The sequence below is a fragment of the Streptomyces sp. FXJ1.172 genome (assembly GCF_001636945.3).
Classification (GTDB): Bacteria; Actinomycetota; Actinomycetes; order Streptomycetales; family Streptomycetaceae; genus Streptomyces.
Map to the genome: position 1 here is coordinate 5,163,306 of NZ_CP119133.2, position 26,852 is coordinate 5,190,157.

At 71.3% G+C, this 26,852-nt stretch carries 28 protein-coding genes; 13 read left to right on the forward strand and 15 right to left on the reverse strand.

Translation table 11 applies throughout. The features are described 5' to 3' along the window. Nucleotides 1–60 precede the first annotated feature (60 nt). The gene (locus tag A6P39_RS23065) at nt 61–699 is read right to left on the reverse strand and encodes a LysE family translocator (protein ID WP_067049144.1); all 639 of its coding nucleotides are present in this window, start codon (nt 697–699) and stop codon (nt 61–63) included. A gap of 81 nt (nt 700–780) precedes the next feature. On the opposite strand from A6P39_RS23065, the gene A6P39_RS23070 reads away from it, so the two are divergent. The 6 genes from A6P39_RS23070 (at nt 781) to A6P39_RS23095 (ending at nt 5,369) form a co-directional block, all read left to right on the forward strand. Then, entirely contained in the window at nt 781–2,136 is a 1,356-nt protein-coding gene (locus tag A6P39_RS23070) for an aminotransferase-like domain-containing protein (protein ID WP_067049148.1), read from the forward strand. An 86-nt stretch (nt 2,137–2,222) separates the two neighbouring features. Beyond that, the gene (locus A6P39_RS23075) at nt 2,223–2,774 is read left to right on the forward strand and encodes a carboxymuconolactone decarboxylase family protein (protein ID WP_067049151.1); all 552 of its coding nucleotides are present in this window, start codon (nt 2,223–2,225) and stop codon (nt 2,772–2,774) included. Continuing rightward, the gene (locus A6P39_RS23080; protein WP_067049154.1) at nt 2,771–3,685 is read left to right on the forward strand and encodes an RNA polymerase sigma-70 factor; all 915 of its coding nucleotides are present in this window, start codon (nt 2,771–2,773) and stop codon (nt 3,683–3,685) included. The genes A6P39_RS23075 and A6P39_RS23080 overlap by 4 nt, the downstream gene beginning before the upstream one ends. Nucleotides 3,686–3,751: 66 nt before the next feature. Further along, complete coding sequence (locus A6P39_RS23085) at nt 3,752–4,237, forward strand: helix-turn-helix domain-containing protein (RefSeq protein WP_067049157.1); 486 nt, start codon at nt 3,752–3,754, stop codon at nt 4,235–4,237. Between the two features lie 78 nt (nt 4,238–4,315). After that, nucleotides 4,316–4,912 (forward strand): hypothetical protein, encoded by a 597-nt coding sequence (locus A6P39_RS23090; protein ID WP_067049160.1) that lies wholly within the window; start codon nt 4,316–4,318, stop codon nt 4,910–4,912. Between the two features lie 109 nt (nt 4,913–5,021). Next, the gene (locus A6P39_RS23095) at nt 5,022–5,369 is read left to right on the forward strand and encodes a DUF2516 family protein (protein ID WP_443052930.1); all 348 of its coding nucleotides are present in this window, start codon (nt 5,022–5,024) and stop codon (nt 5,367–5,369) included. Nucleotides 5,370–5,496: 127 nt separating this feature from the next. Here A6P39_RS23095 and A6P39_RS23100 read toward each other — a convergent pair whose 3' ends face one another. The 3 genes from A6P39_RS23100 to A6P39_RS23110 form a co-directional block, all read right to left on the reverse strand. Next, nucleotides 5,497–6,798, reverse strand: coding sequence for a PP2C family protein-serine/threonine phosphatase (locus A6P39_RS23100; RefSeq protein ID WP_067049163.1), 1,302 nt, complete (start codon nt 6,796–6,798; stop codon nt 5,497–5,499). A gap of 361 nt (nt 6,799–7,159) precedes the next feature. Further along, the gene (locus A6P39_RS23105) at nt 7,160–8,251 is read right to left on the reverse strand and encodes a C40 family peptidase (RefSeq protein WP_067049165.1); all 1,092 of its coding nucleotides are present in this window, start codon (nt 8,249–8,251) and stop codon (nt 7,160–7,162) included. 199 nt (nt 8,252–8,450) lie between these two features. Next, on the reverse strand, nt 8,451–9,236 hold the full coding sequence (locus tag A6P39_RS23110; RefSeq protein ID WP_067049168.1) for a methylase: 786 nt from the start codon (nt 9,234–9,236) through the stop codon (nt 8,451–8,453). Between the two features lie 268 nt (nt 9,237–9,504). Between A6P39_RS23110 and mshA the strand changes: the two genes are divergently transcribed. Continuing rightward, nucleotides 9,505–10,842, forward strand: coding sequence for a D-inositol-3-phosphate glycosyltransferase (gene mshA, locus A6P39_RS23115; protein WP_067049172.1), 1,338 nt, complete (start codon nt 9,505–9,507; stop codon nt 10,840–10,842). Continuing rightward, complete coding sequence (locus A6P39_RS23120; RefSeq protein ID WP_067049175.1) at nt 10,835–11,335, forward strand: YbjN domain-containing protein; 501 nt, start codon at nt 10,835–10,837, stop codon at nt 11,333–11,335. Before mshA ends, A6P39_RS23120 begins: the two co-directional genes overlap by 8 nt. A 49-nt stretch (nt 11,336–11,384) precedes the next feature. Here the strand turns inward: A6P39_RS23120 and A6P39_RS23125 are convergent, their stop codons facing one another. Continuing rightward, nucleotides 11,385–12,245 (reverse strand): helix-turn-helix transcriptional regulator, encoded by an 861-nt coding sequence (locus A6P39_RS23125; RefSeq protein WP_107304405.1) that lies wholly within the window; start codon nt 12,243–12,245, stop codon nt 11,385–11,387. Here A6P39_RS23125 and A6P39_RS23130 point away from each other — a divergent pair. Continuing rightward, nucleotides 12,244–12,669: a DUF2000 domain-containing protein gene (locus tag A6P39_RS23130; protein WP_067049181.1), complete on the forward strand. Its 426-nt coding sequence runs from the start codon at nt 12,244–12,246 to the stop codon at nt 12,667–12,669. The two genes, A6P39_RS23125 and A6P39_RS23130, sit on opposite strands and share 2 nt — an antisense overlap. A 30-nt stretch (nt 12,670–12,699) precedes the next feature. On the opposite strand, the gene A6P39_RS23135 is transcribed toward A6P39_RS23130, so the two are convergent. From A6P39_RS23135 to A6P39_RS23160, 6 genes are all read right to left on the reverse strand, one after another. Next, nucleotides 12,700–13,176 (reverse strand): carboxymuconolactone decarboxylase family protein, encoded by a 477-nt coding sequence (locus A6P39_RS23135; RefSeq protein WP_067049184.1) that lies wholly within the window; start codon nt 13,174–13,176, stop codon nt 12,700–12,702. A gap of 163 nt (nt 13,177–13,339) precedes the next feature. After that, a complete protein-coding gene (locus A6P39_RS23140) occupies nt 13,340–14,548 on the reverse strand; it encodes a cytochrome P450 (protein WP_067049187.1) in 1,209 nt (402 codons plus the stop codon). A gap of 40 nt (nt 14,549–14,588) precedes the next feature. Continuing rightward, complete coding sequence (locus A6P39_RS23145) at nt 14,589–15,983, reverse strand: NAD(P)/FAD-dependent oxidoreductase (RefSeq protein WP_067049189.1); 1,395 nt, start codon at nt 15,981–15,983, stop codon at nt 14,589–14,591. After that, entirely contained in the window at nt 15,973–16,200 is a 228-nt protein-coding gene (locus A6P39_RS23150) for a ferredoxin (protein ID WP_067049191.1), read from the reverse strand. Before A6P39_RS23150 ends, A6P39_RS23145 begins: the two co-directional genes overlap by 11 nt. Before the next feature lie 270 nt (nt 16,201–16,470). Continuing rightward, nucleotides 16,471–18,312 carry a trypsin-like serine protease gene (locus A6P39_RS23155; RefSeq protein ID WP_067049193.1) on the reverse strand — a complete coding sequence of 614 codons (1,842 nt, stop codon included), beginning with the start codon at nt 18,310–18,312 and terminating at the stop codon, nt 16,471–16,473. Nucleotides 18,313–18,493: 181 nt separating this feature from the next. Beyond that, entirely contained in the window at nt 18,494–19,255 is a 762-nt protein-coding gene (locus tag A6P39_RS23160; RefSeq protein WP_067049195.1) for a phosphoglyceromutase, read from the reverse strand. A gap of 178 nt (nt 19,256–19,433) precedes the next feature. On the opposite strand from A6P39_RS23160, the gene A6P39_RS23165 reads away from it, so the two are divergent. Continuing rightward, on the forward strand, nt 19,434–20,693 hold the full coding sequence (locus A6P39_RS23165; RefSeq protein ID WP_067049198.1) for an MDR family MFS transporter: 1,260 nt from the start codon (nt 19,434–19,436) through the stop codon (nt 20,691–20,693). A gap of 156 nt (nt 20,694–20,849) precedes the next feature. Here A6P39_RS23165 and A6P39_RS23170 read toward each other — a convergent pair whose 3' ends face one another. From A6P39_RS23170 to phoU, 3 genes are all read right to left on the reverse strand, one after another. Continuing rightward, the gene (locus A6P39_RS23170; protein ID WP_067049207.1) at nt 20,850–21,059 is read right to left on the reverse strand and encodes a hypothetical protein; all 210 of its coding nucleotides are present in this window, start codon (nt 21,057–21,059) and stop codon (nt 20,850–20,852) included. A gap of 436 nt (nt 21,060–21,495) precedes the next feature. Beyond that, on the reverse strand, nt 21,496–21,651 hold the full coding sequence (locus A6P39_RS23175) for a hypothetical protein (RefSeq protein WP_177239864.1): 156 nt from the start codon (nt 21,649–21,651) through the stop codon (nt 21,496–21,498). Nucleotides 21,652–21,907: 256 nt separating this feature from the next. Then, nucleotides 21,908–22,597, reverse strand: coding sequence for a phosphate signaling complex protein PhoU (gene phoU, locus A6P39_RS23180; protein WP_067054085.1), 690 nt, complete (start codon nt 22,595–22,597; stop codon nt 21,908–21,910). A gap of 281 nt (nt 22,598–22,878) precedes the next feature. Here phoU and A6P39_RS23185 point away from each other — a divergent pair, with 281 nt between their 5' ends. Together A6P39_RS23185 and A6P39_RS23190 are read left to right on the forward strand one after the other, a co-directional pair. Then, complete coding sequence (locus A6P39_RS23185; RefSeq protein ID WP_067054084.1) at nt 22,879–24,129, forward strand: sensor histidine kinase; 1,251 nt, start codon at nt 22,879–22,881, stop codon at nt 24,127–24,129. Further along, nucleotides 24,126–24,806: a response regulator transcription factor gene (locus tag A6P39_RS23190; protein WP_053658051.1), complete on the forward strand. Its 681-nt coding sequence runs from the start codon at nt 24,126–24,128 to the stop codon at nt 24,804–24,806. The genes A6P39_RS23185 and A6P39_RS23190 overlap by 4 nt, the downstream gene beginning before the upstream one ends. A gap of 110 nt (nt 24,807–24,916) precedes the next feature. Here A6P39_RS23190 and A6P39_RS23195 read toward each other — a convergent pair whose 3' ends face one another. Next, nucleotides 24,917–25,606 (reverse strand): DUF461 domain-containing protein, encoded by a 690-nt coding sequence (locus A6P39_RS23195; protein ID WP_067054083.1) that lies wholly within the window; start codon nt 25,604–25,606, stop codon nt 24,917–24,919. 662 nt (nt 25,607–26,268) lie between these two features. Here A6P39_RS23195 and A6P39_RS23200 point away from each other — a divergent pair. Further along, complete coding sequence (locus A6P39_RS23200; protein ID WP_003953493.1) at nt 26,269–26,751, forward strand: CarD family transcriptional regulator; 483 nt, start codon at nt 26,269–26,271, stop codon at nt 26,749–26,751. Nucleotides 26,752–26,852: the final 101 nt, after the last annotated feature.

Genomic DNA, 26,852 nt, shown 5'->3' on the forward strand with positions numbered 1-26,852 from the left:
CTTCTCGAATCCTGACGACTCCTGACGACTCCTGACGGCGCCTGACGACATCGAGCCGTCCTACGCGGGCCCCGAGGTGTCGGCGGCCAGCGAGACGGCGAGCGCGCCGAGCACCGTGCCCATCAGCCGGCGCTGCACCTTGAGCCAGGAGGGCCGGCGGGCGAGGAAGACCGCGATCGTGCCGGCGGCGAGCACGATGGCGAGGTTGACCGCGATGCTCACCACGATCTGTACGGAGCCGAGCACCAGGCCCTGGAGCAGGACATGGCCCTTGTCCAGGTCGACGAACTGGGGGATCAGCGACACGTACATGATGGCGATCTTCGGGTTGAGCAGATTCGTCATCAGGCCCATCGTGAACAGCCTGCGCGGCGAGTCGTGCGGCACGTCCTGGGGGTCGAAGACCGAGACGCCGCCCGGCTTCAGGGCGTTCCAGGCGAGGTGGGCGAGGTAGGCGGCGCCAGCCAGCTTCACCGCGACGTACAGCCCGGGTACGGCGGTGAAGACGACCGACAGGCCCAGGTTCGCGGCGAGCAGGTACACCAGGAAGCCCAGGGCCACCCCGGCGAGGGAGATCATCCCGGCGCGTCTGCCCTGGGTGATGCTGCGCGAGACGAGATAGATCATGTTCGGCCCGGGCGTGAGCACCATGCCGAGTGCCACCACGCCCACCCCGAGGATCCCGCTCAGTTCCATCATGCGGCGAGCGTAGGGCAGGGCAATAGCTCAGTGCAATCGAAAGATTGCGCTCGGTGCAATTCTGTGCTGGGATGGCGGGCCATGAACGAACCCCGGGCGACGGACTACCGGAGCGTCGCCGACGCCGTGGCCGAGGAGATCCGCTCCGGCGTCCTGCGGCCCGGCGACCGGCTGCCCCCGCAGCGCGCGTTCGCCCGGCAGCACGGCATCGCCGGCTCCACCGCCACACGCGTGTACCGGGAACTGGCCCGCCGCGGCCTGACCGTGGGCGAGGTGGGACGCGGCACGTTCGTGCGCGCGGCGGGCGAGGGCTCGGCCACGGCGCTCACGGAGCCGGCGGCCGGCGGCCGGATCGACCTGGAGCTGAACTACCCCGCCGCGGCCGGGCAGAGCGCGCTGCTCGCCGAGGGGCTGGGCGGGCTGCTGCAGCCCGACGCCCTCGGCCACGCCCTGCGGCCGGCCGGCGCGGCCGGACTGCCCGCCGTCCAGGAGTCCGCCGCCGGGATCCTCGCCCGCGGCGGCTGGCACCCCGACCCCGCGCGGATCCTGTTCGCGGGCAACGGCCGGCAGGCCCTCGCGGCCGTCGTCACCGCGCTGGTGCCGCCGGGCGGGCGTCTTGGCGTCGAGGAGCTGACGTACCCGGTGGTCAAGGCGGTGGCGGCGCGGCTCGGCATCACGCTCGTACCCCTGGCGATGGACGCGGACGGCCTGGTTCCGCAGGCGGTGGCCGAGGCCCACGCCGCCGCGCCGCTGCACGCCGTCTACGTCCAGCCGAGGCTGCACAACCCGCTCTCGCTGTCGATGCCCGAGCAACGGGTCGTGGCGCTGGCCGAGGTCCTCGCGCGGCTCGGGCTGCCGGCCGTGGAGGACGCGGTCTGGGCGTTCCTGCGCGACGAACTGCCGCCGCTCGCCGCCCGCGCCCCCGAGCGGACCGTCCTGGTCGACAGCCTCTCCAAGCGGATCGCCCCCGGCCTGACCCTCGGCTTCGCCGTCGCCCCGCCCGACCTGACGGGCGCGATCGCGGCCGCCCTGCGGTCGGGCGGCTGGGCTCCCATGCGCTTCGCCCTGGAGGCCGCCCACCGCTGGCAGCAGGACGGCACGGTGCGCAAGCTGGTGGCCGCCAAGCGGCGGGAGGCGGCGCTGCGGCAGGAGATCGCGGCCCGGCACCTGGCCGGGTTCGCGGTGCGCAGCGACGCCGTCTCCTACCACTGCTGGTGGCAGCTGCCCCGCCCCTGGCGCGCGGACACGTTCGTCGCCGCCGCGGCCCGGCACGGCATCGGGGTCGTCCCCGCGGCCGCCTTCACCGTGGGCGGCGGCCACGCCCCGGCGGCGGTCCGCGTGGGGCTCGCCACACCACCGCCGGACGTCCTCGCCCGGGCGCTCGCCGCCCTCGCCGCTCTCGCCCGTTCGGCCCCGGAGGATCTGGTCGCCGACTGACCGCGGCGCGGCGGATGTCACGTTCCGGGCCCGGCCGGTGTCTTCATGCCGGACGACCGCACACGAGGTCCGAGGAGGACACCGGCATGACCCCGCGCATCACGAAGGCACAACTGCCCGCCGAGCTGCTCGAGAACATGATCGAGCAGCTCGGCGCCGTGCCCGAACCCGTCGAGGTGACCTGGCACAACCCCGAAGTGGCCCAGTCCAACCTGGAGTTCTCGGCGAAGCTCGGCCGGTGGAACGCGGCCGACGCGAGCCTGAAGTCGTTCGCGCACATGGCCGTGGCGGCGAAGGTGGGGTGCAGCTGGTGCCTCGACGTCGGCTACTTCCAGGCGCAGAACGAGAACCTGGACCTGGCCAAGGCGAGCCAGGTGCCGCGCTGGCGGGATTCGGAGGTGTTCACGCCGCTGGAGCGGGACGTGCTGGAGTACGCCGAGGCCATGACGGACACCCCGACCACCGTGACCGACGAGCTGTACGGGGGTCTGCTCGACCGGCTCGGCCCGGCGGCGATGGTCGAACTCACCGCGTACGTCGCCTTCGTCAACCTGGCGACCAGGAACAACACGGCCCACGGCATCCGGTCGCAGGGCTACTCCGATGCCTGCGAGATCCCGCTGGCGCCGCCGGTATGACGGCAAAGGACCGGGCAGGCCGGGAGGACAGGGGGGACTGGGCGGACCGGGAGGATCCTTTCACCGTCCACCGCGGCCTGCTGTTCACCGTCGCCTACGAGATGCTCGGGTCGGCGGCCGACGCCGAGGACGTGCTCCAGGATTCCTGGCTGCGGTGGGCCGGGGCGGACCGGGCGGAGGTCCGCGACCCGCGCTCGTACCTCGTCCGGGTCGTCACCCGGCAGTCGCTCAACCGGCTGCGCACCCTCACGCGCAGTCGCGAGGAGTACGTCGGCGAATGGCTGCCGGAGCCGCTGCTGACCAGCCCCGATGTCGCCGAGGACGTCGAACTCGCGGAGAGCGTCTCGATGGCCGTGCTGACGGTGCTGGAGACGCTGGGGCCGACCGAGCGCGCGGTGTTCGTGCTGCGGGAGGTCTTCGACCTGCCGTACGGCGAGATCGCCGAGGCCGTCGGGAAACCGGCGGCCACGGTCCGGCAGATCGCGCGCCGGGCCCGCGAGCACGTGGCGGCCCGGCGGCCCCGGGTGCGGGTGAGCCGCGCGGAGCAGCAGGCCGTGGTGGAGCGGTTCCTGCGGGCGCTGCGCACCGGGCGGGTGCAGGAGCTGCTGGACCTCATGGCGCCGGACGTGGTCATGATCACGGACGGCGGCGGGGTGGTGGCCGCCGGCCTGACGCCGTTCCACGGGGCCGGCGCGGTGGCGAGGATCCTGGCACGCGCGCACCAGGTGACGGGCGTCTTCGAGCCGAGGCCGGTGTTGCTCAACGGCGCCCCCGCCGTACGGCTCGACTTCGACGGCGAACCGGGCGCGATCGGCCTCACGGTGGCGGACGGCCGGATCACCGGCCTCTACGTCGTACGCAACCCGCACAAGCTGACCCGCCTGGACGAGCCGTCCGAGCTGGCCCGGTGAGCGACCGGCACACTTTTGCAAGCGGGGTGCTTGCAATTGTTAGCGGACGTGGTGCAAGGTGGAGGCATGGCATCGCTGAACGTCGGCAACCTCGGTGAGTACCTGCGCGAACAGCGGCGGAACGCCCAGCTGTCGCTGCGGCAGCTCGCCGACGCCGCCGGGGTGTCCAATCCGTACCTGAGCCAGATCGAGCGCGGGCTGCGCAGGCCCAGCGCGGAGGTGCTCCAGCAGGTCGCCAAGGCCCTGCGCATCTCCGCCGAGACGTTGTACGTCCGCGCCGGAATCCTCGACGCCGAGCGGGACCTCGACGAGGTGGAGACGCGCGCCGTCATCCTCGCCGATCCCTCGCTCAACGAGCGGCAGAAGCAGGTGCTGCTCCAGATCTACGAGTCCTTCCGCAAGGAGAACGGATTCGGGGTCGGCGAGAGCGCCGCGGACGAGGACGGCGCGGGGCGTACGGACGACACCGGCGGCACGGCTGCCACCGACGCGGACGCCGCCGACATGGATGCCGACGACGTCGATGCCGGTCCGCGGCGGACGGCCGGATAACCGGACCAGGGCGCCGGCCGCCCCACCGCGGACCACACCAACCTCAGCCGAACGCGAATCCGGGAGGACCAGATCACCATGGCCATCACCGACGACCTGCGCAAGACCCTCAGCGACCCGACTCCGCTCTACTTCGCCGCCGGCACCGCCGACCTCGCCTACAAGCAGGCCAAGAAGGTGCCCGCCCTGGTCGAGCAGCTGCGGGCCGAGGCCCCGGCCCGCATCGAGGCCGTGCGCAACACCGACCCCAAGGCCGTGCAGGAGAAGGCCGCCGCCCGCGCCAAGGAGGCGCAGGAGACCCTCCAGACCAAGGTCAACGAGTTCCTCGGCACCCTCGACGTGGACCTGAAGAAGCTCGGCGAGCAGGCCCAGGACCTCGCCCTGCGCGGCGTCGGCGTCGCCGCCGAGTACGCCGTCAAGGCCCGTGAGACCTACGAGAAGGTCGCCGAGCACGGTGAGCAGGCCGTGAAGACCTGGCGCGGCGAGGCCGCCGACGACCTCGAGGAACTGGCCATCACCGTCGAGGGCCGGACCGAGCCGGCCGAGGTCAAGGACGAGCCGAAGCCCGCCGGGGCCGGCGCCGAGGCCGACACCGAGAAGAAGCCGGCCGCGAAGAAGACCCCGGCGCCGCGCAAGAGCACCACCGCGAAGAAGACCACCCCGCCCGCGAAGTGAGCGCGAGCGACGAGTCGGCATCGGGCCGGGCACCTTCGGGGTGTCCGGCCCGTTGTCCGGGTACGGTGGCTGTACGGACGACTCGACTCGGGTGGTGGGTACTGTGCTGATGACGGCAGTCGGCGGAGTGATGTGGCTGATCTTCACCGCCATACTGGCGCTCGCCATCGTGGCGTTCGTGATGGCCGCGATCTTCCGTGAGGACGCCTACCGCGCCGCGGACAAGCAGAACAAGGGCTTCTGGCTGATCATCCTGGGCATCGCGGTGGCGGTGAACCTGTTCGTGCCCATGCTGTTCCTGCAGCTGGCCGGCCTGGTGGCGACGATCGTGTTCTTCGTGGACGTACGCCCGGCCCTCCAGCAGGTCTCGGGCGGAAGGGGCGGCAAGGGCTTCCGCCGCAGGGGCCGCGGAAGCAGCAGCGACGGCCCGTACGGCCCGTACAACGGGGGCCGGTAGGGCCGGCAGAGGGTCCCGCGGAGGCGCGGGACCATGTTGGACCTGCGCGGCTCCGCCGCCCGGGTGCGGGCACCACGCACGGCCCGCACCCGGCCACGGCGAGGCGCCCCCTGCGGCGAGAGCCCGGCTATGACGTCCGGTCCAGCAGCACGACCGCCACGTCGTCGGTCAGCTCGCCCCCGTTGAGATCCCGGACCTCACTGACGGCGGCCCGCAGCAGTGCCTCCCCGCGCAGCCCTTCGGCGAGCTGCCTGCGGATCATCGACACCATCCCGTCCTGCCCCAGCCGCTCGCGCCCCTCGCCGACGCGCCCCTCGATCAGCCCGTCCGTGTAGAGCATCAGGCTCCACTCGGCGCCCAGCTCCACCTGCATCCGCGGCCAGCGGGCGCCGGGCAGCAGGCCGAGCGCGGGACCGTTGTTGTCGTACGGCAGCAGCCGCGCGCTCCGGCCGGGGCGCGCGAGCAGCGGGGCGGGGTGGCCCGCCAGGCACAGGCCCGCGCTCCGGCCGTCCGGGGCGATGTCGACCGTGCACAGCGTCGCGAAGATCTCCTCGTCGGCGCGCTCGTGCTCCAGCACCTCCTGGAGCGTGCTCAGCAGCTCGTCCCCGCACAGTCCGGCCAGCGTCAGCGCCCGCCAGGCGATGCGCAGCTCCACGCCGAGCGCGGCCTCGTCCGGGCCGTGGCCGCAGACGTCACCGATCATGGCGTGCACGGTGCCGTCGGGCGTGCGGACGGCGTCGTAGAAGTCGCCGCCGAGCAGCGCCCGGGAGCGGCCGGGGCGGTAGCGGGCGGCGAAGCGCAGCGCGGAGCCGTCCAGCAGGGGCGTGGGCAGCAGCCCGCGCTCCAGGCGGCGGTTCTCCTGTGCGCGCAGCCGGCCCTCGGCCAGTCGCCGTTCGGCGGTGTCGGAACGCTTCCTCTCCACCGCGTACCGGATGGCACGGCTGAGCAGCCGGCCGTCCAGCTCGTCCCGGAAGAGGTAGTCCTGCGCGCCCACGCGCACGGCCTCGGCGCCGCGCTCGGCGTCCGCCGAGGCGGTCAGCGCGAGGACGGCATGCCGGGGCGCGAGCCGGAGCACGTGCCTCAGCACGGCCAGCTCGTCGTCGGCGTCGCTGCCGCCCGGCGCCGGGAGCGCGAGGTCGAGCAGGATGCAGTGGACGTCGTCGGTGAGCAGCCGCTCGGCCTCGGTGAGGTTGCGGGCGGTGCGCACGCGGATCGGCTTGCCGGACGGGTCCAGCAGCTCGGGCACGATCGGCGAGGCCGTCGGATCGTCCTCGATCAGCAGCAGGGTGAGAGTGGTGCCGGTGCCGCTCGTGGGCGTGGCGTCGCGGTGGACCTCTTCCTTGAGGGGGCCGCCGACTGCGGAGGCGGCCTGCGCCTGACCACTCTCCACGGCCGGGATCGCTCTCTGCCGCGGTACGGGTACGGGCATCGTCTGGGTTCCTTCCCTCCCCCCGAGGGCACGGCGGCGTCGAGGGTCTCGAGGCCACCGACGGGTGACCATAGCGGCATTGCCCGCCCCGATGGAATGGTGTGAGCCGCGTCGCTCGCGCGCAGGCCGCCGTCATATGCCGCGTTCCGTACGACAGTTGGACAGGGCACCCCGGCCCGGGGGATGACGAAGCTCACGTCCGGCCGGGATCCGCTCGGGTGTTGAGGGTGGAGTGGGTCACGTGGCGTGGTTCACGTGGCGCGGGTCACGGGGATTCCCCGGGGCGTGCAAGGAGGGGGCGCGGGGAACCGCGCGGCCGGCCACGCCCCGTGCGCCCCGGTCGTGCGCCCGGCCGTGCGGCCTACGCGTCCGGGCGCACGACCCCCAGGATCGGCATCGAGCCGGCCCCCGCGATCGTCACGTTCCGCCCCGGGCGCGGGGCCTGGATGATCGCGCCGTCGCCGATGTAGATGGCGACATGGCTGGCGTCGGTGAAGTAGATGATGAGGTCGCCCGGGCGCATGTCCTTGATGTCGATGTGCTTGAGCTGCTGCCACTGCTCCTGCGAGGTGCGCGGAATGGGGTGGCCGGCCGCCGCCCAGGCCTGGGAGGTCAGGCCCGAGCAGTCGAAGGAACTGGGGCCCTCGGCACCCCATACATAGGGCTTGCCGAGCTGGGCGGTGGCGAACGTGACGGCCTTCTTGCCCTGCTCGGAGGCCTTGGCGTTGATCTCCTTCAGGACGCCGGTGTCCAGCCAGGCGGTCTGCGCCTTCAGCGCGGCCTGGTCCTCGAGCTGCTGAAGCCGCTCCTGGTCCTTCTTCGCCAGCTCGGACTCGAGCTTCTTGGCGGCGGCGATCTGCTGCTCGATCTTCTTCTTGGCGGCGGCCTTGGCCTTGCGTTCGGCGTCCAGTTTCGTCCACTGCTCGGCGGCGTCGGCGGCGTACGCCTGCAAGTCCTTCTGGGTGCCGGCCAGTTCGCCGATCATCGTCCCGGCCGCCCGCTGGCTCTGGAGCACCAGCCCGGCCCCGTCCAGGACCTGGCCCGGGTCGTTGCTGAGCAGGAACTGGGCGGTGGGCGGCATGCCTCCGGTGCGGTACTGCTCGCGGGCCGCCGCGCCCGCCTGGTCCTTGAGCCGGTCGAGCTTCCGCTGCCCCTCGTCGATCTTCTTGGCCAGCGCGACGATCTCGGCGGACTGCTGCTTGGTCTTCTCCTCGGCCGCGTTGTAGGCGTCGGTGGCGACGGCCGCGTCGTGGTAGAGGCGGTCGAGCTTCGCGCGGACCTTCTCGAGGTCCTTGTCGGGCGCGGGAGTCGAGGACGGTGCCGAGGAGGGCGCCGGGGAAGTGCCCGGTGTGGGTGCCGGGTCGGCGAAGGCCGTGCCGGGTGCCGCCAGCGCGGTCACCGCGCAGACCACGGTCACGGCGGCCGTCAGGATGCCGCGCTTGCCCCAGCCCATCACACGTCCCCCAAACTGATTTCCCGTCAGTAACTTACGGTGCCTGGGGGATCGTGCCACGTGACGGCGCAAAACGACAGAGGCACGGAAAACGACACAGGAAGGAATGCCCCCCTGTCCGGCCCCGCATGACGATCTCCCGCCGGTGTGACGAACGACGCACACAGATCGTTCCCCCGGGCCGGCCCGGACGCGGATGTCAGCCGCGTGGCGCCAACGCCCCCCACGCCACCGTCACTTCGCCCTGCCGCCAGCGCGCGGGGGAGTCCGTCACCGGCCAGTCGGCCCTCAGGTCCCGCACCGCGCGCAGCCAGCGCTGCCGGGCGCCGTAGGAGGCGTAGGGCGCGGCGGCGGCCCAGGCGCGGTCGAAGTCGCGCAGGAAGGCATGCACCGGCTCGCCGGGGACGTTGCGGTGGATGAGCGCCTTCGGCAGCCGCTCGGCGAGGTCCGACGGACGCTCCAGCGAGCCCAGCCGGGTGGCGAAGGTCACCGTCCGCGGCCCCTCCGGGCCGAGCGCCACCCATACGTGCCGCCGGCCGATCTCGTCGCACGTCCCCTCGACCAGCAGCCCGCCGCGCGAGCCGGCGCCCGCCGGGGCGAGCCGTGCGCACAGCCGCTCCCACACCGCGGCGACCTGGTCCTCGTCGTACTGGCGCAGCACATTGGCGGCCCGGACGAGCAGCGGGCGCCCGGCGACGGGGATCTCGAACCCGCCGTGCCGGAAGGCCAGGCCGTCGCGCGCGTAGGGCGCGGCCGCCGCGACCCGCTCCGGTTCGATCTCGACGCCGACCACGCGCGCGTGGGGCGCGACGCTCCGCAGCCGGCCGAGCAGTTCGACGGCGGTCCAGGGCGCGGCGCCGTAGCCGAGGTCGATGGCCAGCGGATCCTCGGCGCGGCGCAGTTCGGCGCCGTGCGTGGCGGCGATCCAGCGGTCCATGCGCCGCAGCCGGTTGGGGTTGGTCGTCCCGCGCGTCACCGTTCCCATGACGGGGGCCCGCCCGCCCGGGCGAAGCCGGGAGTGGGGGAGGAGCGCTGCGCGGGCTGTCATACGTACGAGGGTAAGCGGGGCCCCGCAGGCGCCGGGCCGGCCGAGCGGACTCGCCGCGCCCACCCGAACGGTTGAGCGAGCGATGGTCATGATTGGGTAAAGGGGGTCGATCGGGAAATGGCGGCGCCCCCGCCCGCTGTTGCACCACCTGGGAGGGTGCCGATGGCCCTCCGCCCGGCATGCCCGCAGCGAGGAGGAACGCCACGTGAGCCAGTACGTCAGCAGGCTCGGGCGGCGCTCCCCGTCGGCCGCCTCCCGGCTCCGGCTGCACCGCAGGCCCCGCCGGGTCGCCATGCTCTCCGTGCACACCTCGCCGCTCCACCAGCCCGGCACCGGCGACGCCGGCGGCATGAACGTCTACATCGTGGAACTGGCCCAGCGGCTCGCCGCGATCAACATCGAGGTCGAGATCTTCACCCGGGCCACCTCCGGCGGTCTCGCGCCCACCGTCCAGCTGTCCCCCGGCGTCCTCGTCCGGCACGTCGACGCGGGCCCCTACGAGGGCCTCGCCAAGGAGGACCTGCCCGCCCAGCTGTGCGCCTTCACCCACGGCGTGATGCAGGCATGGGCCGGTCACCGCCCCGGCCACTACGACCTCGTCCACTCCCACTACTGGCTCTCCGGCCACGTCGGCTGGCTCGCCGCCCAGCGCTGGGGCGTGCCCCTGGTGCACGCCATGCACACGATGGCCAAGGTCAAGAACGCCAACCTGGCCGATGGCGACACGCCCGAGCCCGCCGCCCGCGTCATCGGCGAGACCCAGATCGTCTCCGCCGCCGACCGGCTCATCGCCAACACCGAGGAGGAGGCCGACGAGCTGGTACGGCACTACGCCGCCGACCCCGCCAAGGTCGCCGTGGTCCACCCGGGCGTCAACCTCGGCCGCTTCCGCCCCGCCGACGGCCGCGCCGCCGCCCGCCTGCGCCTGGGCCTGCCGCAGGACGCCCTGATCCCGCTCTTCGCCGGCCGTATACAGCCCCTGAAGGCCCCGGACGTGCTGCTGCGTGCCGTGGCCGCCCTGCTGGAGGAGCGCCCGGAGCTGCGCTCGCGGATCCTCGTCCCGGTCGTCGGCGGCCCCAGCGGCAGCGGGCTCGCCAAGCCGGAGGGGCTGCAGAAGCTCGCCGCGCGGCTCGGCATCGCCGATGTCGTACGGTTCAGGCCGCCGGTCGGCCAGGAGCAGCTCGCGGACTGGTTCCGGGCCGCGTCCGTGCTGGTCATGCCGTCCTACAGCGAGTCCTTCGGGCTCGTCGCCATAGAGGCGCAGGCGGCCGGTACACCGGTGCTGGCGGCGTCCGTCGGCGGTCTCCCGGTGGCCGTACGGGACGGCGAGACCGGTTTCCTGGTCCAGGGGCACGATCCGGCCGACTACGCGCGCGTGCTGCGCCGTTTCGCCGACGAGCCCGCCCTCGCCGCCACCATGGGCCGGGCCGCCGCCCGGCACGCGCAGTCCTTCGGCTGGGACACGGCGGCCGCCGCCACCGCCGAGGTCTACACGGCCGCGACCCAGTCCCACCGCCGTCGCGTACGCTCCCACCATGGGTGATGCGGAGAAGACGGGACAGGTCCTCGAGGACGTCCTGAAGGACGCCGAACTGGAGTGGGAGAGCCCGGAGCCCGGGAACTACGTCGTCAAGCTCCCCGGCACCCGCAAGCTGTCCACGACGGTCTCCCTCCTCGTCGGCCGGCACTCGCTGTCGCTCAACGCGTTCGTCATCCGCCACCCCGACGAGAACGAGGCGGGCGTCCACCGCTGGCTCCTGGAGCGCAACCTCAAGCTGTACGGGGTGAGTTACGCCGTCGACCGCCTCGGCGACATCTACGTCACCGCCCGCCTGCCGCTCTCCTGCGTGACGCCCGACGAGATCGACCGCCTCCTCGGCCAGGTCCTCGAGGCCGCCGACGGCGCCTTCAACACCCTTTTGGAGCTGGGCTTCGCCTCCGCCATCCGCAAGGAGTACGCCTGGCGGGTGTCGCGCGGCGAGTCCACACGCAACCTGGACGCGTTCAGGCATCTGATCGAGCGCCCGACGGACTGAGGACCACCGGCCGGACGGACGCCGTGCGCCCGCGCAACCTGTACGACGCTCAGCGCGCGCTGAGCCGGTAGCGGCCGGGCGTGACCCCGACCAGCTTCTTGAAGTGCCTGGTGAGATGGGCCTGGTCGCAGAACCCGGTGGCGGCCGCCACCTCACCCGGAGCCCGTCCGTCCAGCAGCAGCCGCCGGGCCCGCCCGACCCGCCGGGACGTGAGGTACTGGTGCGGGGCGATGCCGTACGCGCGGCTGAACGCCCGTACCAGATGCGCGGGATGGGCGTGCAGCAGCCGCGCGGCCTCCTCGAGCCCGACCCCGTCCACGACCCGCGCGTCGAGCAGCTCGCGCAGCCGCCGGGCGAGGAGGGGACCGGCCCGGTGGGCCGATGTGTCCCGCCGGTTCCGCCGGTCCCGCAGGTGATCCCGCAGCCGCTCCGCGACGAGGGCCAGCCGGCTCTCCGCCTCCAGCTCGTCACCGGCCCGGGCGAGCGCCGAGTGCAACTGCCCGACGCGCCGCCGCAGCAGGGGATCGACGAGGTCGGGCCCGTCGACGGCCGCGCCGATGAGGTCGGCGCCGAGCCGGCTGGTGTCCAGGTACACGACCCGCTTGCGGAAGCCGTGCGGGGTGGCGGGCGCGCCGTTGTGCGGGACGTGCGGCGGCAGCAGCGAGACGGTGCCGAGCGGGGTCCCGTGCTCGTGCCGCTCCAGGTCGTAGCGCACGGCCCCGTCGTCCACGATGAGCAGCGTCCACACGTCGTGGACGTGCATCGGGTAGGCGTACTCGGTGAAGTGGGCGTGGAAGACCTCCACGACGCCCGGGACGCGCGGGCGCCAGGCGGAGACTTCCTGCTGGTCGGCGGCCACGCAAAGAACGTACAAGACCCGCCGCCCGGCCGCCCGGCAGTCTCGGTGCATGAACACCGAACCGATCCGCTTCGACACGAAGATCGCCGTACTGCTGCGCGAGGACCTGGAGCCCTGGCAGCGCCTCAACGTCACCGCGTTCCTGGTCAGCGGCCTCGGCAGCCAGATCCCCGAGGTGATCGGCGAGCCGTACGAGGACGCGGACGGTGTGCCGTACCTCCCCATGTTCCGCCAGCCGGTCCTGGTCTTCGAGGGCACGAAGGAGACCCTGAAGGCGGCCCACGCCAGGGCGCTGAGCCGCGCCCTGCCCCGCGCGGTCTTCACGGCGGACCTGTTCACGACGGGCAACGACCGCGACAACCGCGCGGCGGTACGCGCCGCGCCGACGGCCGGGCTGGACCTGGTGGGGCTGGCGGTGTACGGGCCGCGGGGCGGGGTGGACAAGGTGTTGAAGGGGGCGCGGATGCATCCCTGAGGCCTTGCGCCCCGGCACCCCCGGGCCGGGTCAGTGCTCGAACATCCCCGGCTGGTAGTCGCCGGCGGGCATCCGGAGGATGACGTTCATGCGGTTGTACGCGTTGATGAGGGCGACCAGCGTCATCAGGCCGAAGAGCTGGTTCTCGTCGTAGTGCTTGACGGCGTTCATCCACACGTCGTCCGGGACACCGCCGGCCGCGTCGGCGATCCGGGTGCCCTCCTCCACCAGTTCCAGGGCGGCCCGCTCCTCCTCGGTGAACACCTTGGCCTCCCGCCAGGTGGCGACCAGGTTCATCCGCTGCACGGTCTCACCGGCGGCGGCCGCGTCCTTGGTGTGCATGTCGGTGCAGAATCCGCACCCGTTGATCTGGCTGGCCCGGATCTTCACCAGCTCCTGCGTGGCGGCGGGCAGGCCGGACTCGGCGACCACCTGGCCCACCGCGTTGAGGTGCTTGATGACCTGGCCGGCGAGCGGGTTGGCGAAGACGTTCAGACGCGCTTCCATGATCTGTTGCTCCCGTGTGTTGCTGGCTTGCTTCACAGCTCTGACGCGCGGGGCGGCCAGGATGTGACATGGTCGAATGTGACGGCCGTCACACCTCTCGTCGAAGTGCCGGCCCCGGCGGGGACGGCGGTGACGGGGACGGCGGTGGCAAGGGCGGCGTTGGTCAGGCGGTGAGGCCCTCGATCGCCACGGGAAGGTGGCGCGGGCCGCGCAGCACCGCGTTGGCACGGTACGGCGGCGGGTCCTCGAGCAGCCCGGAGAACTTGACCCGGCGGAACAACTCGGGCACGGCCAGGTGCAGTTCTATGCGGGCGAGGGAGGCGCCGAAGCAGTAGTGGATGCCGGTGTAGAAGCCCAGGTGCTCGTTGTCCTTGCGGTCGGGATCGAACCGGTCGGGGTCCTCGAAGCGCCGGGGGTCGCGGTTGGCCGCGGCCAGCATGAGCCAGACCGGTGAGCCCTTGGGGATGCTGGTGCCTGCGATGTCGATGTCGTCCAGGGCCGTGGTCCACGGGACGAACTGCACCGGGGGCTCGTACCGCAGCACTTCCTCGATGAGCGGGACGGCCAGTTCCGGCTCCTTCTGGAACCGCTCGAGGATGTCGGGGTGGCGCAGCAGGGTGAGGGTCGTGTTGGTGATCGCGTTGACGGTGGTCTCGTGGCCGGCGACCAGCAGCAGCACCGCGGTGGATTCCAGATCTGCCGGTGTCATGTCGGGGGCGAGCGCGCTGAGGATCCCGGGGCCGGGGTGGCGGCGTTTGGTCTCGATCAGGTCGGACAGGTAGGCGCCCAGCTCCTGGCGTGCCCGCATGCCCTTTTCCTGGCCGTCGTCGGCGCCGGGGTGCGGATCGAGCGCCGACGCCAGGGCATCGGCCCAGACGTGGAAGCGCGCTTCGTCCTCGCGCGGCACCCCGAGGACCTTGCAGATCGCGGTGACGGGAAGGGGGTAGGCGAAGTCCTCGACGATGTCGACCTGGTCCTTGCCTTCGAAGGCGTCGAGCAGCTCGGTGACGACCCTGGCCAGCTCTCCGCGCATGCCGTCGAGGAATCCGGGGCTGTGCGGGGGACCGAACGGCCGGTTGACGGTGTCGCGCAGCCGGTCGTGCGCGGGCGGGTCGGTGAAGATGAAGCTGGGCGGCAGACCGCTCTCCTCCGTCGGCTGCCCGGGGCGGGCGTAGCCGGGCGGGCGGTTGCTCGTGTCGTTGCTCAGCCGCGGGTCGTTGGCCAGGCTCCGCACCTCGTAGTAGGTGCTGACCAGGTAGGTGCCGTCGTCCTCCCGCCGCACCGGTGTCTTTCGCAGTTCCGCGTAGAGCGGGTACGGATCGGCCCGGTTGGCGTAGTCGGTGATCTGCGCGGAGATGGGGTCGGGCGTCATGGTGTCTCCTGCGGGGCTCCGGGCGGCACAGGGCCGGTGATCAGGCATGCGACGGAACGAACTCGACACGCCGTTCGCTCGGTGAGTGACCCGTCAGCGTGACCGTGGCCCCGTGGGTGGGCAGGTGCGGGTCGGGGAAGGCCGGGTCGACCGGCTGCAGCGTCTCGGTGCGGCGGTCGACCGCGCGGTACTCCGGCGGGAACGGCGCGCCGGCCGCGATCTGCTGCTCGTAGAACCCCAGCCACTTGGCCCCGTCGAAGGACGCCGCGGCGATGACGCGGCCCCGGTACCCGTACACCGCGACGAACCGCTCCTCGGTGAGCGCCCCCTGGGCGACGACCAACTGGTCGCCGAGCGAAGGCACCCCCACCGACTTGATGTTGACGCCGAACTGGGAGGACCAGAACATCGGCAGCCACAGGTGCGGACGGCGCTCGGGACCCGCACAGATCATGTTGTGGGCGGCGATCTGGGCCTGCTCGACCGCGTTGCCCCAGTGCTCCAGCGCCAGGAACTGGTAGTCGAACAGCGGGTGGGGGCTGCGTGCGACGTCACCGGCGGCGTAGATGTCGTCGGTGACGATGCCGTTGACGTCGAACACCCGGCACCCGGCGTCGCACGCGATCCCCCGGGGACCCGCGGCCAGGCCCGAGCCGGCGAGCCATTCCGTGTTCCGCATGGCACCGAGCGAGACGACCGCCACCTCCACGTCGATCGCCGAACCGTCGGACAGATGGGCGCGTCTGAGCCGTCCCACATCGTCGCCCTCGAGGGCGGTGACGCTGATGCCGCAGCGCAGGTCGACTCCGTGCGCCCGCTGCAGCCGGTCCGCGACCGCGCCGATCACTCCGCCGAGTGCGCCCACCAGCGGTGCCGGGCCGCGTTCGGCGACCGTGACCTCAAGGCGCAACTCCCGGCAGGCAGAAGCCACTTCGGAGCCCGTGAAACCGGCGCCGATCACCAGCACCCGGGACACGCCTGCGGCCAGTTTCCGGGTCAGACGTGCGGAGTCGTCGCGCGTACGCAGCACGAACACCCCGTCCAGCGCTGCCTCTTCCGGGTGGAACCAGGGGCGCGCTCTGGTGCCGGTGGTGATCAGCAGGCGGTCGTAGGGAACGGTGTCGCCGTTCGCCAGCCGTACCCGCCTGGCGTCCCGGTCCAGGCCCTCGGCGGCGACGCCCAGACGCCATTCGGCGTCGATGTCGCGCCGCCGCGGCAGCGCGGTGTCCTCGGGCCGTGCCCGCCCGAGCAGCGCCTGCTTGGACAGCGGCGGCCGGTCGTAGGGCTCGTACGGCTCGTCACCGATCATGGTCAGTGATCCGGTGAAGCCCTTCTCGCGCAGGGTCTCCGCCGCGCGCAGGCCGGCCAGCGAAGCACCGACGACGACGATGCGGCCCTGGCGCCGCAGGACCTCGGCGTCCGTGTCAGCCGGCATGGGGCTCCACCTGCTTCGTCGGCTCGTCGGAGCAGTCGAGGAGGATGGCCTGGACCGGGCAGGCGGCAGCGGCCTTCTCCACCCGGTCACGCTGTGCCTCGTCGAAGCGAGGGGAGAACAGCAGCGCTTCCTTCCCGTGCAGGGAGAAGACGTCCGGGGCGAGGAAGACGCACTGCGCGAATCCCTGGCACCGGTTGAGATCGACGACAAGCCTCATCTGGAACCCGCTCTCTGCACGGGCCGCGGTAGCCGCGGCTCCGCGGCCCTCTGCGCTTCGTCCATACGATCGGCCGGCATGCCTCCTCCTCAGGATCGACCCCTCCGGAGCGGGCCCGCAACGCGAGGGCGCCCCGGCGGTCTCCGCCCGGCCGACAGCGGCTCCGCCCCCGCCCAAAGGCGGTTCCAGAACGGCAGCAAGCCCCCTGCCGGCGGAGAAACCGCAGGCAGGGGGCTTGATCAGGTCGGCTTGCCGCTGACGCAGGGCCGGTCAGCTCAGCCGGTAGCCGTTGTAGCCGTATCCGATCTTGACGCGGGAGGCCAGCGGGTGCGAGACGTTGCCCGTGCCCTCGTACAGCCACAGGCTGCCGCCGCTGTCGCGGGCGATCAGGTCGGAGTGGCCGTTGCCGGTCATGTCACCGTTCATCACGTACGCGGTGTAGTGGAAGCCGTAGCCGATCTTCACGCGGGACGCCAGCGGTGCCGACGGGTTGCCGGTGCCCTTGTACAGCCACAGGTTCCCGGAGGAGTCCTGGGCGAGCAGGTCGAGCTTGCCGTCGCCGGTGAAGTCACCCTTGCCGAGGACGTCGGCGCCGTACATGTTCCAGCCGTAGCCGAGCTTGACGCGCGAGCTGAAGTTGCCGTGGCCGGTGCCCGGGTAGAGCCAGAAGTTGCCGCTGGAGTCCACGGTCAGCAGGTCCTGGTGGCCGTCACCGGTGACGTCGCCGGGCACGAGCATGACCTTCATGCCGTTCCAGCCGGTCCCGAGCCTGGTGACCTCGGTGTTGCCCGTGGACAGGTTGTAGTGCTGCCAGTACAGGGTGCCGTCGTTGGTGCGTACCAGCAGGTCGGCGTAGCCGTCGCGGTCCAGGTCGGCCTGGCGCACCAGGTTGACCCCGCTCCAGTCGCCGAGCGACACCCGGGACCCGAAGGACTTGCCCCGCGAGTCGTACTCGTAGCCCTGGCCGTTGGAGGCGATCGCGAACATGTCGGCGCGGCCGTCACCGTTCAGGTCGGTGTCGTCGATGCGCGGTTCGGTCGCCCCGACGTACTTGCTCAGCTTGGTGAAGACGCTGTACGAGCCCTGGCTCACGCAGTCCTGCACACCCCACGACACGACACCCACGACGCGCCCGCCGACGACCAGCGGGCCGCCGGAGTCGCCGTTGCAGGTGGCGACCGTGCCGCTGTCGGAGCCGCTGGCCGGCGCACCGACGCAGGTCATGGCACCGGCCACGAAGTCGCTGCCGTAGTAACCCGAGCAGGTCGGGTCGCCGTTGACCGGCACGGTGGCCTTGCGGAGGGTCTGCGAGATGTCCTGGCTGGTGGAGCTGGTGCGCCCCCAGCCGTAGATCTGCGCCTGGGTGCCCGCCTTGTACGACGTGGTGTCGTCGGAGGTGGTGATGGGCAGCGGCTTGGCGCTGATCGGGTTGGGCAGCGTCAGCACGGCGACGTCGTTGACGGCGGTGCCGTGCGGGGTGATCGTGAACGACGAGTCGTTCCACTGCCGCCAGACGCCCGACACCGTGCCGCCGTGGAAGTCGGTGGTGTTGGTCGTCGAGTCGGTGGTCGGCAACTGGTCGGTGCCGTAGATGATGGCGCCGTTGTTGTGCCAGTCGTAGCCCGAGACGCAGTGCGCGGCGGTGAGGATCTTCGTGGGCGACACGACGGTGCCGCCGCAGAAGAAGCCGACGTCGTCACTCTTGTCGGTGGTGCCCTTGTCGTCGTAGTACCACAGCTGCACCATCCACGGGGCCGTGGAGATGCTGGTGGTCGTGCCGCCGATGACCTGCGCTTCGGCGGTGCCGGAGGCCGACGGCTGCGGCTTCGGGCTGGTGGTGGTCCCGGACGGCGCGCCGGTGCTCGCGGCGGGTCGCAGGATCGCGGGGGTGTTGCCGGCCGGCGCGCTGAGCGCGCCGTGCACGCGGGCGGTGAGCTGCGACTTGCCGACGCTGCTGTGGCCCTTGACGCCGATGCCCGTCGGTAGCGGCGCCGCGTTGGCGGGCGCCATGACGAACGCACCCGCGCCGCCGAGGAGCAGCGTGGCGGCAGCGGCGGGTACGGCTATCCGGCCCCGGCGACGGTGTTTCCCGCCTCTGTGGGCAGAGGACACTCATGTCTCCTGTGGTGAAGATGCTGGGGGGGTGGCATCGAAGAAGGCGGCTGATCATACTTCCGCCCCGTCGATCTTCACCAGCCTCTTACACCACGGAAACCCGAATTTCCCGCCCCGCTCACCGAACAAGCCCTCCACCAGCAGACATCCCGCGGGCGGAGGGCTTGATCGGTGGGGCTTACTTCTTCTTGCCCTGGTTCTTGACCGCCTCGATCGCCGCCGCGGCCGCCTCGGGGTCGAGGTACTTGCCGCCGGGGGTGACCGGCTTGAAGTTCTCGTCCAGCTCGTAGTACAGCGGGATGCCCGTCGGGATGTTCAGGCCCGCGATGTCGGCGTCGGAGATGCCGTCCAGGTGCTTGACCAGGGCGCGCAGCGAGTTGCCGTGGGCCGCGACCAGGACGGTGTGGCCGTCGAGGAGGTCGGGGACGATGCCGTCGTACCAGTAGGGGAGCATGCGGACGACGACGTCCTTGAGGCACTCCGTGTCCGGGCGCAGCTCCGGCGGGATGGAGGCGTAGCGGGGGTCGTTCGCCTGGGAGAACTCGGAGTCGTCCGCGAGCGGGGGCGGCGGGGTGTCGTACGAGCGGCGCCAGAGCATGAACTGCTCCTCGCCGAACTCGGCCAGCGTGGCCGCCTTGTCCTTGCCCTGGAGGGCGCCGTAGTGGCGTTCGTTCAGGCGCCAGCTGCGGTGGACCGGGATCCAGTGGCGGTCGGCGGCCTCGAGGGCCAGCTGGGCCGTGCGGATCGCGCGCTTCTGCAGGGACGTGTGGACCACGTCCGGGAGGAGGTCGGCGTCCTTCAGAAGCTCGCCACCGCGGACTGCCTCCTTCTCGCCCTTCTCGTTGAGGTTGACGTCCACCCAGCCGGTGAACAGGTTCTTCGCGTTCCACTCGCTCTCGCCGTGGCGGAGGAGGATCAGCTTGTACGGTGCGTCGGCCATGGGAAAGAGCGTAATCCACGCGTTCGGGGCACCGCCCTGCCCGGCCGATGGGTGGACGGTTGACGGAGTCTGTTAATTGAGTGGCCACCGACAGCCCCATCTCTGTAAGTTGTGCATACCGCTTGCACCGCTTACATCGCCCGAGCCGGGCGTCGTCCATCCATGGGGGTCTCCTGTCATGTCCGCCGCCCGTCTCAGACGAGCCGCCCGGGAAACCGTCGCCGGGCTCCCCCGTGAGTTCTGGTGGCTGTGGACCAGCACCCTGGTCAACCGGCTCGGCGCCTTCGTGGCCACCTTCATGGCCCTCTATCTGACGCTCGACCGCGGCTACTCCGCCTCCTACGCCGGCCTCGTCGCCTCGCTGCACGGGCTCGGCGGCGTCGTTTCCTCGCTGGGCGGCGGGGTGATGGCCGACCGGCTCGGACGGCGGCCGACCCTGCTCATCGCCCAGTCCGCCACCGCCGCCTCGGTCGCGCTGCTCGGCTTCATGACGAACCCCGTCACCATCGCCGCCGTCGCCTTCCTCGTCGGCATGGCCTCCAACGCCTCCCGGCCGGCCGTACAGGCGATGATGGCCGACATCGTCCGGCCCGAGGACCGGGTACGGGCCTTCTCGCTCAACTACTGGGCCATCAACCTCGGTTTCGCCGTCTCCTCCATGGCCGCCGGGTTCATCGCCGAGGTCAGCTATCGCGCCGGGTTCCTGATCGAGGCCGGGATGACTCTGGTCTGCGAGCTCGTCGTCTTCCTCAAGGTCCCCGAGTCCCGGCCGGCGGTCCCGGACGCGGCCAAGGGCGCCGGCGACGCGGTCAGCCTCGGGGCCGTGCTGCGCGACGGGCGGTACATGGCCGTCGTCGGGTTGTCCTTCCTGGTCGCCCTGGTCTTCCAGCAGGGTTCCGTCGGACTGCCGGTGGCCATGGGCCGGGCCGGGTTCTCGCCCGCCGACTACGGCCTCGCCATCGCGGTCAACGGCATCCTGATCGTCGCCCTGCAGATCCCGGTCACCCGGTTCATCGAGCACCGCGATCCGCGCACCCTCCTGGTCGTCTCATCGCTGCTCGCCGGGTACGGCTTCGGGCTTACCGCCTTCGCCGGATCGGTCGGCGTCTTCATGGTCACCGTCTGCGTGTGGACCCTCGCCGAGATCGTCAACGCGCCGACCCAGACCGGGCTCGTCGTCCGCCTGTCCCCGGTCCACGGGCGCGGCCGCTACCAGGGCGTGTACACCCTGTCGTGGTCCGTCGCCGCGCTGGTGGCCCCGCTGATGTCCGGCGCGGTCATCGACCGGCTGGGCGCGCAGTGGCTGTGGGGCATGTGTGCCGTGATCGGGACGGTCGCCGGGCTCGGGTACGGGCTGCTCATGCGGGGGCTGTCGAAGCAGACGCCGACGGTGCCCGTTCCGGCGGTGGGCACCGAGGCGGAGGCCCGTGCCGCCTGAGCGGTGGGGGCGGGCAGGAGAAATGTCACCCCCGCACATGGCCGAGCCCCCTGCCCCGGAATTCTCCGCGGGCAGGGGGCTCGGTGCAGCGATCGGAGTGATCAGCGATCGGAGTGATCAGAGATCAGAGCGATCAGCGATCGGCGATCAGAGCGATCAGAGGGAGGCGCTGAAGCCGACGTGGCCGTACTGGCCGAGGAGGCCCTGGGCCTCGCCCGTGACGCCGTTGAGCTGGGACAGCAGGTCGGCGCTGCTGAGCGTCGTGGCGCCGAGGGTGAGGCTGGCCTCAGGGCTCAAGCCGCCGGAGACGTTGTCGAGTTCGGCGTCGGAGATCTCGACGGTCTGAACCTGGTGAGCGGAGTTCATGGGGAGACTGCCCTTCGCATGGTGATCCACAAGGGGGAGCGGCCTCGCTGGGGACAGACGGAGGGCCGCAGCCACGGGCCTGCGCCATCCTTTTCAGGACACCTTGGCGCGATCCCGGCGGCGCGAGCGATCAAACCACGGAGCGCGCCGGGCATCCAGTCAACCGGCCTCCGCATCCGGTCAGTTGGCTGGGCCGGGTGACTCATCCGTGCGGACGTGGTCACGTATTGAGGGAAACTTCTCCACAGGCTCTGCCACTCAGGCGGACCACAGCTCTTGCCAAGATCAGGCCGACCAGGACAACTCGGCACTATCGGAACCCTCTGCTCCGCAGTTGCGTACGCACTGTGCAGATTCGGTTTTCCGATGCATCCGGCACGACAAAGGGCCGGTGTGAAGCGAGTTCACACCGGCCCCGGTGGTGCCGGGTCTTTCGTCAGCCGCACTGGCAGGGGTTGCCCGACTGGCAGCCGCAGCCGCAGCCCGAGCCGCAGCCGCACGCGCCGAACAGCGGAAGGCTCCTGGTCTCGGCGGGCTGGTCGGTCTCGCGCTCCTGCGTGGGGTCGGGCGTGGTGCTGGGGGATTCGGCCATGGGTCCCTCCTAGACGCTGGGGCAGGGATGCCCTCGCCCATTTCATGCCCGCTTCTCAGGGCGCATCAACGGCGCACAGTGGCGCCGACACACGCCGGTCCACCAACCTCCGCGAGCCCCAACCCCCGCAAGCCCCACGGCCATACCCCATGGTCATGCCCCACGGTCATACCCCGTGGCCATGCCGCGGGGCCGCACGGCTGCTGCCGGCGAGCGGCGCTGCCGTACGGCCCCGGTCGGAACCTTCCGCCCTCGGTCAGGCTCCCTCGACGCCCGTCACGGGCTGGATGTCCGCCTGGAGTTCGTCCGCGTGTTCGCCGGTGACCAGGTAGACCACGCGCTTGGCGACGGCCACGGCGTGGTCGGCGTAGCGCTCGTAGTAGCGGCCGAGGAGGGTGACGTCCACGGCCGTCTCGATGCCGTGCTTCCAGCGCTCGTCGATCAGGTGCTGGAAGAGCGTGCGGTGCAGCAGGTCCATCTCGTCGTCGTCCTGCTCCAGCTGCATCGCGAGGTCGACGTCCTTCGTGATGATCACCTCGGCCGCCTTCGCCATCAGGCGCTGCGCGAGCTGGCCCATCTCCAGGATCGTGGCGTGCAGGTCGTTCGGGACCGCGCGCTCCGGGAAGCGCAGCCGGGCCAGCTTCGCCACGTGCTGGGCGAGGTCACCGGAGCGCTCCAGGTCGGCGGACATACGGAGCGAGGTGACGACGATACGCAGGTCCGTGGCCACCGGCTGCTGCCGGGCCAGCAGGGCTATCGCCCGCGCCTCCAGGTCGTGCTGGAGTTCGTCGACCTTCTGGTCCGCCTCGATCACGCTCTCGGCGAGCTTCAGGTCGGCGTCCAGGATGGCGGTCGTGGCGCGCCCGATCGCCGACCCGACCAGCCGGGCCATCTCCACCAGACCGTCGCCGATCGAGTCAAGTTCCTCGTGGTACGCGTCCCGCATCAGGGTTACCTCTCCTACGTGCGTGTTCTTGTGGGTTCCGGGGGCTGTGGCACCGATCGGACGACCGATCGACGACCGATCGACGACGCATCGACACCAGACGCCCCGTGGCGAAAACCGGCGGTGCGAACCCCACGCTCTCACCGTCGGCCCCGTACGCGTCCGTTTCTGCCACCTCAAATGAACCAATACTGGCTCCAAGGTGAACTCTGGGCGACGAGTGTTCGAGGTCGCACCTGGACGGCTGTGGTCATGTCGTACCCCCTGCTTAACCTGGATGCATGGACGTGAACGCGGCGGTCGCCGCAGCGGCAGCGATCGCCGGGGTGCTCACCGGCGTCATCGCCATGCTGGCGTTCCGCTGGAGCGAACGCGACCAGAAGCGACCGACCAGGACTTCCTTGCACACCGATCCCGTACTCCCGCCCGGAGTGGACACCGTTCTGTCGGTCCTCCGCTCCTCGGCCGTCGTCCTCGACGAGGCCGACGCCGTCGTCAAGGCCAGCTCGGCCGCCTACGCCCTCGGACTGGTGCGCGGCGGCAAGCTGGCCGTCGAGCCCATGCTCCAGATGGCCAGGGACACCAGAAGAGACGGCGAGATACGCCAGGTCGAGCTGGACCTGCCCCGGCGCGGCACCGGACGGGGCGAGGCCCTCGCCGTGTCCGCGCGCGTGGCCCCGCTCGGCTCCCGCCTGGTCCTGCTGCTGGTCGAGGACCTCACCGAGGCCCGCAGGATCGAGGCCGTACGACGCGACTTCGTGGCGAACGTCAGCCATGAGCTGAAGACGCCCGTCGGCGCGCTGTCCCTCCTGTCCGAGGCGGTCATGGACGCCTCGGACGACCCCGAGGCCGTCCAGCGCTTCGCGGGCCGCATGCAGATCGAGGCCACCCGGCTGACCAACCTGGTCCAGGAGCTGATCGATCTGTCGCGCGTGCAGAACGACGATCCGCTCGAGGACGCCGAGCCCGTCCGCGTGGACGAACTCGTCGCCGAGGCCGTCGACCGCTGCCGCCACCAGGCCGGTGCCAAACAGATCACCATGGCCGCAGGCGGCACGGCCGACCTGCACGTCTGGGGCAACCGCGGCCAGCTGGCCGCCGCCCTCGGCAACCTCGTCGAGAACGCCGTGAACTACTCCCCGGCCCGCACCCGCGTCGGCATAGCCGCCCGCCGGGTCCCCGCACCCGGCGGCGACATGATCGAACTCGCCGTCACGGACCAGGGCATCGGCATCTCCGAGAAGGACAAGGAGCGCATCTTCGAGCGCTTCTACCGCGTCGACCCGGCCCGCTCCCGGGCCACCGGGGGTACCGGTCTGGGTCTCGCGATCGTCAAGCACGTGGTCGCCTCGCACGGCGGGGAGGTCACGGTCTGGAGCGCCGAAGGCCAGGGCTCCACCTTCACCCTCAGACTGCCGGAGGCGGGCGCGGCCCGCGACCGCGCCGGCCAGCACCCCGACCTCGACGAAGAGGCGGGCACCACCGACTCATCCCCGTACGAACCGCTTCCCGCCCCGGAGGTCCTTCCGTGACCCGAGTGCTCGTCGTCGAGGACGAGGAGTCCTTCTCCGACGCCCTGTCGTACATGCTCCGCAAGGAGGGCTTCGAGGTCGCCATCGCGGCCACGGGGCCCGACGGACTCGACGAGTTCGAGCGCAACGGCGCCGACCTCGTCCTCCTCGACCTGATGCTGCCGGGCCTGCCCGGCACGGAGGTGTGCCGCCAGCTGCGCGGCCGCTCCAACGTCCCCGTGATCATGGTGACCGCGAAGGACAGCGAGATCGACAAGGTCGTCGGCCTGGAGATAGGAGCCGACGACTACGTCACCAAGCCCTTCTCCTCCCGCGAGCTGGTCGCCCGCATCCGCGCCGTGCTGCGCCGCCGCGGCGAGCCGGAGGAGGTCACCCCGGCCGCGCTGGAGGCCGGCCCGGTCCGGATGGACGTCGACCGCCATGTGGTGACGGTGGCCGGCTCCAAGGTCGACCTCCCGCTGAAGGAGTTCGACCTCCTCGAGATGCTCCTGCGCAACGCCGGCCGCGTCCTGACCCGCATGCAGCTGATCGACCGCGTCTGGGGCGCCGACTACGTGGGCGACACCAAGACCCTCGATGTCCACGTCAAGCGCCTGCGCGCCAAGATCGAGCCCGACCCCGGGGCGCCGCGCTACCTGGTGACGGTCCGCGGCCTGGGCTACAAGTTCGAGCCGTAAACCGGACGCACCGCGCGGACCACCAGCAGGGCCGTACGACCACGAGCACCGGCTGTACGACGAAGGGCGGCACCCCCGCGGGGGTGCCGCCCTCGTGCGTGGCGGGAGGGTCAGTGGCCGGAGGCCGACGGGGACGCCGAGCCGCTCGGGGTCGCGCCCGTGGACGCGGACCCGGTCGGGCTGGACGACGGGGTCGCCTTGCCGCCCTTGCCCTTGCCCTTGGCCGGCTTGCCGCTGCTGGAGGCGGGCGCGCCCGGGACGCCGGTCGGGGTCGCCGGGGCGGACGGGATCTGGCTCGGGCCCCACATGTCGAAGTAGCTGGTGGCCGGGACCACGAAGGCGTCCAGGGTCACGTCACCGGTCTTGCTGAAGGTGAAGGTGATCTTCTGGACGTTGCCGTCCTGGACCGCCTGACGCCCGCTCGGCAGCTGAGCGGAGGAGTTGCCCTTGCCGCCGAGGGTCAGGGAGCCGTGCGCCGGGACGGTCAGGCTCTGGCCCTTGGCCGCGGTGAGCTTGACCGTCTCGTTGGTGCCCGGGAGCGTGATCGACTGCAGGGTCTGGTCCGTGATGCCCGCGTTGAACAGGAACGCGGAGATCACGGCCGGCCCGGTCGACTGCGGGTCGGGCTGGGTGATGACCAGAGCGTTCTGGACCTTGATGTCGCCGACGGCGGTCGCCGCGTTGTCCGGCTTGATCCCCAGCGTCTGCGAGTCGTTGCCGGCGCCACATGCGGCGAGCGAGGCGATCGAGAAGGCGATGGCGGCGGCGGCGAGGGCGCCGCGTCGAAGGCTGCTGCTCACGGCGGCGGCAACTCCTTGAACGCGCGGGCAGCTCCCCTTATAAAGCCACCCTAAGTGTCTGTCAGCGGCCTTAGGTTACCGAGCCGTTCCCGAGCCATCGCACCCGACCCTCCCCAAGCGTCCGGCTTCCCTCCGGCTGGGGGTACTGCGCCCGCCCCGTCACTCCAGTCACAAGTGACCCCGCAGTCACTTTGCCGAGCGCTCGTCCGCCATTCACATAACCGCGCGCAAAATTTCCGTGAAGGAATGCGCGGCCTCTCGATGACCGCCTCGATGACTGCCTCGATGACTGCCTCGATGTCCCCCTCGATATTGATCACCGAGCACCCCTCCGGCAGCCGTTGATCAATTCCGGATTCGCGTCCCATCCGCCTCCGGATCCACCCGGACGCACCGAACGGAGTAGCGGAAGTCGTACGCTTGGAACAGGACATATCGGGACGTTAAGCCACTTGGAGAGGGCGCTCGACGTCTGTAACGTACGCGTTTCACCCCGCCCGAAGAGCCCCTCCGACCTGCGAATACCCGCTTCCGCGGGGCTCTCGAAGCACGTTCCTGTTGCTGTTGTCAAGCCCCGAGATATGCCCTGACCTGCGAAAACGCCATTCAGAAGACGCCGTATCCGTGTTACCCTGGATAGCCACGGAAGGGGTACCTGTCACATGACGTTCAAGGTTGGCGACACCGTGGTCTATCCCCATCACGGGGCCGCGCTGATCGAGGCCATCGAAACTCGCCAGATCAAAGGCGTGGACAAGACCTACTTGGTGCTGAAGGTCGCCCAGGGTGACCTGACGGTACGTGTGCCAGCGGACAATGCTGAGTTCGTGGGCGTGCGTGATGTGGTCGGTCAGGACGGGCTGGACCGGGTCTTCGAGGTGCTGCGCGCACCGTATGCCGAGGAGCCCACGAACTGGTCCCGACGCTACAAGGCAAACCTGGAGAAGCTCGCCTCCGGCGATGTCATCAAGGTCGCGGAAGTCGTGCGTGACCTGTGGCGTCGCGAGCGCGAGCGCGGACTGTCCGCCGGTGAGAAGCGCATGCTCGCCAAGGCCCGCCAGATCCTGGTGAGTGAGCTGGCCCTCGCGGAGAACACGAACGAGGACAAGGCCGAGGCCCTGCTCGACGAGGTGCTCGCCTCCTGACGCGCCACGGCGGCGATCCCTAGCCTCCTGCTCGCGCAGCACGCTCAGCACAGTGAAATGCCGCGGTGCCCGATGACCCGGATCCGACACTCACCCTGTCG

Coding starts and splice junctions, on each gene's coding strand:
- A6P39_RS23065 (WP_067049144.1), bottom strand. CDS start 699: ATGATGGAACTGAGCGGGATCCTCGGGGTGGGCGTGGTGGCACTCGGC.
- A6P39_RS23070 (WP_067049148.1), top strand. CDS start 781: ATGAACGAACCCCGGGCGACGGACTACCGGAGCGTCGCCGACGCCGTG.
- A6P39_RS23075 (WP_067049151.1), top strand. CDS start 2,223: ATGACCCCGCGCATCACGAAGGCACAACTGCCCGCCGAGCTGCTCGAG.
- A6P39_RS23080 (WP_067049154.1), top strand. CDS start 2,771: ATGACGGCAAAGGACCGGGCAGGCCGGGAGGACAGGGGGGACTGGGCG.
- A6P39_RS23085 (WP_067049157.1), top strand. CDS start 3,752: ATGGCATCGCTGAACGTCGGCAACCTCGGTGAGTACCTGCGCGAACAG.
- A6P39_RS23090 (WP_067049160.1), top strand. CDS start 4,316: ATGGCCATCACCGACGACCTGCGCAAGACCCTCAGCGACCCGACTCCG.
- A6P39_RS23095 (WP_443052930.1), top strand. CDS start 5,022: ATGACGGCAGTCGGCGGAGTGATGTGGCTGATCTTCACCGCCATACTG.
- A6P39_RS23100 (WP_067049163.1), bottom strand. CDS start 6,798: ATGCCCGTACCCGTACCGCGGCAGAGAGCGATCCCGGCCGTGGAGAGT.
- A6P39_RS23105 (WP_067049165.1), bottom strand. CDS start 8,251: ATGGGCTGGGGCAAGCGCGGCATCCTGACGGCCGCCGTGACCGTGGTC.
- A6P39_RS23110 (WP_067049168.1), bottom strand. CDS start 9,236: ATGGGAACGGTGACGCGCGGGACGACCAACCCCAACCGGCTGCGGCGC.
- A6P39_RS23120 (WP_067049175.1), top strand. CDS start 10,835: ATGGGTGATGCGGAGAAGACGGGACAGGTCCTCGAGGACGTCCTGAAG.
- A6P39_RS23130 (WP_067049181.1), top strand. CDS start 12,244: ATGAACACCGAACCGATCCGCTTCGACACGAAGATCGCCGTACTGCTG.
- A6P39_RS23125 (WP_107304405.1), bottom strand. CDS start 12,245: ATGCACCGAGACTGCCGGGCGGCCGGGCGGCGGGTCTTGTACGTTCTT.
- A6P39_RS23135 (WP_067049184.1), bottom strand. CDS start 13,176: ATGGAAGCGCGTCTGAACGTCTTCGCCAACCCGCTCGCCGGCCAGGTC.
- A6P39_RS23140 (WP_067049187.1), bottom strand. CDS start 14,548: ATGACGCCCGACCCCATCTCCGCGCAGATCACCGACTACGCCAACCGG.
- A6P39_RS23145 (WP_067049189.1), bottom strand. CDS start 15,983: ATGCCGGCTGACACGGACGCCGAGGTCCTGCGGCGCCAGGGCCGCATC.
- A6P39_RS23150 (WP_067049191.1), bottom strand. CDS start 16,200: ATGAGGCTTGTCGTCGATCTCAACCGGTGCCAGGGATTCGCGCAGTGC.
- A6P39_RS23160 (WP_067049195.1), bottom strand. CDS start 19,255: ATGGCCGACGCACCGTACAAGCTGATCCTCCTCCGCCACGGCGAGAGC.
- A6P39_RS23165 (WP_067049198.1), top strand. CDS start 19,434: ATGTCCGCCGCCCGTCTCAGACGAGCCGCCCGGGAAACCGTCGCCGGG.
- A6P39_RS23170 (WP_067049207.1), bottom strand. CDS start 21,059: ATGAACTCCGCTCACCAGGTTCAGACCGTCGAGATCTCCGACGCCGAA.
- A6P39_RS23175 (WP_177239864.1), bottom strand. CDS start 21,651: ATGGCCGAATCCCCCAGCACCACGCCCGACCCCACGCAGGAGCGCGAG.
- phoU (WP_067054085.1), bottom strand. CDS start 22,597: ATGCGGGACGCGTACCACGAGGAACTTGACTCGATCGGCGACGGTCTG.
- A6P39_RS23185 (WP_067054084.1), top strand. CDS start 22,879: ATGGACGTGAACGCGGCGGTCGCCGCAGCGGCAGCGATCGCCGGGGTG.
- A6P39_RS23200 (WP_003953493.1), top strand. CDS start 26,269: ATGACGTTCAAGGTTGGCGACACCGTGGTCTATCCCCATCACGGGGCC.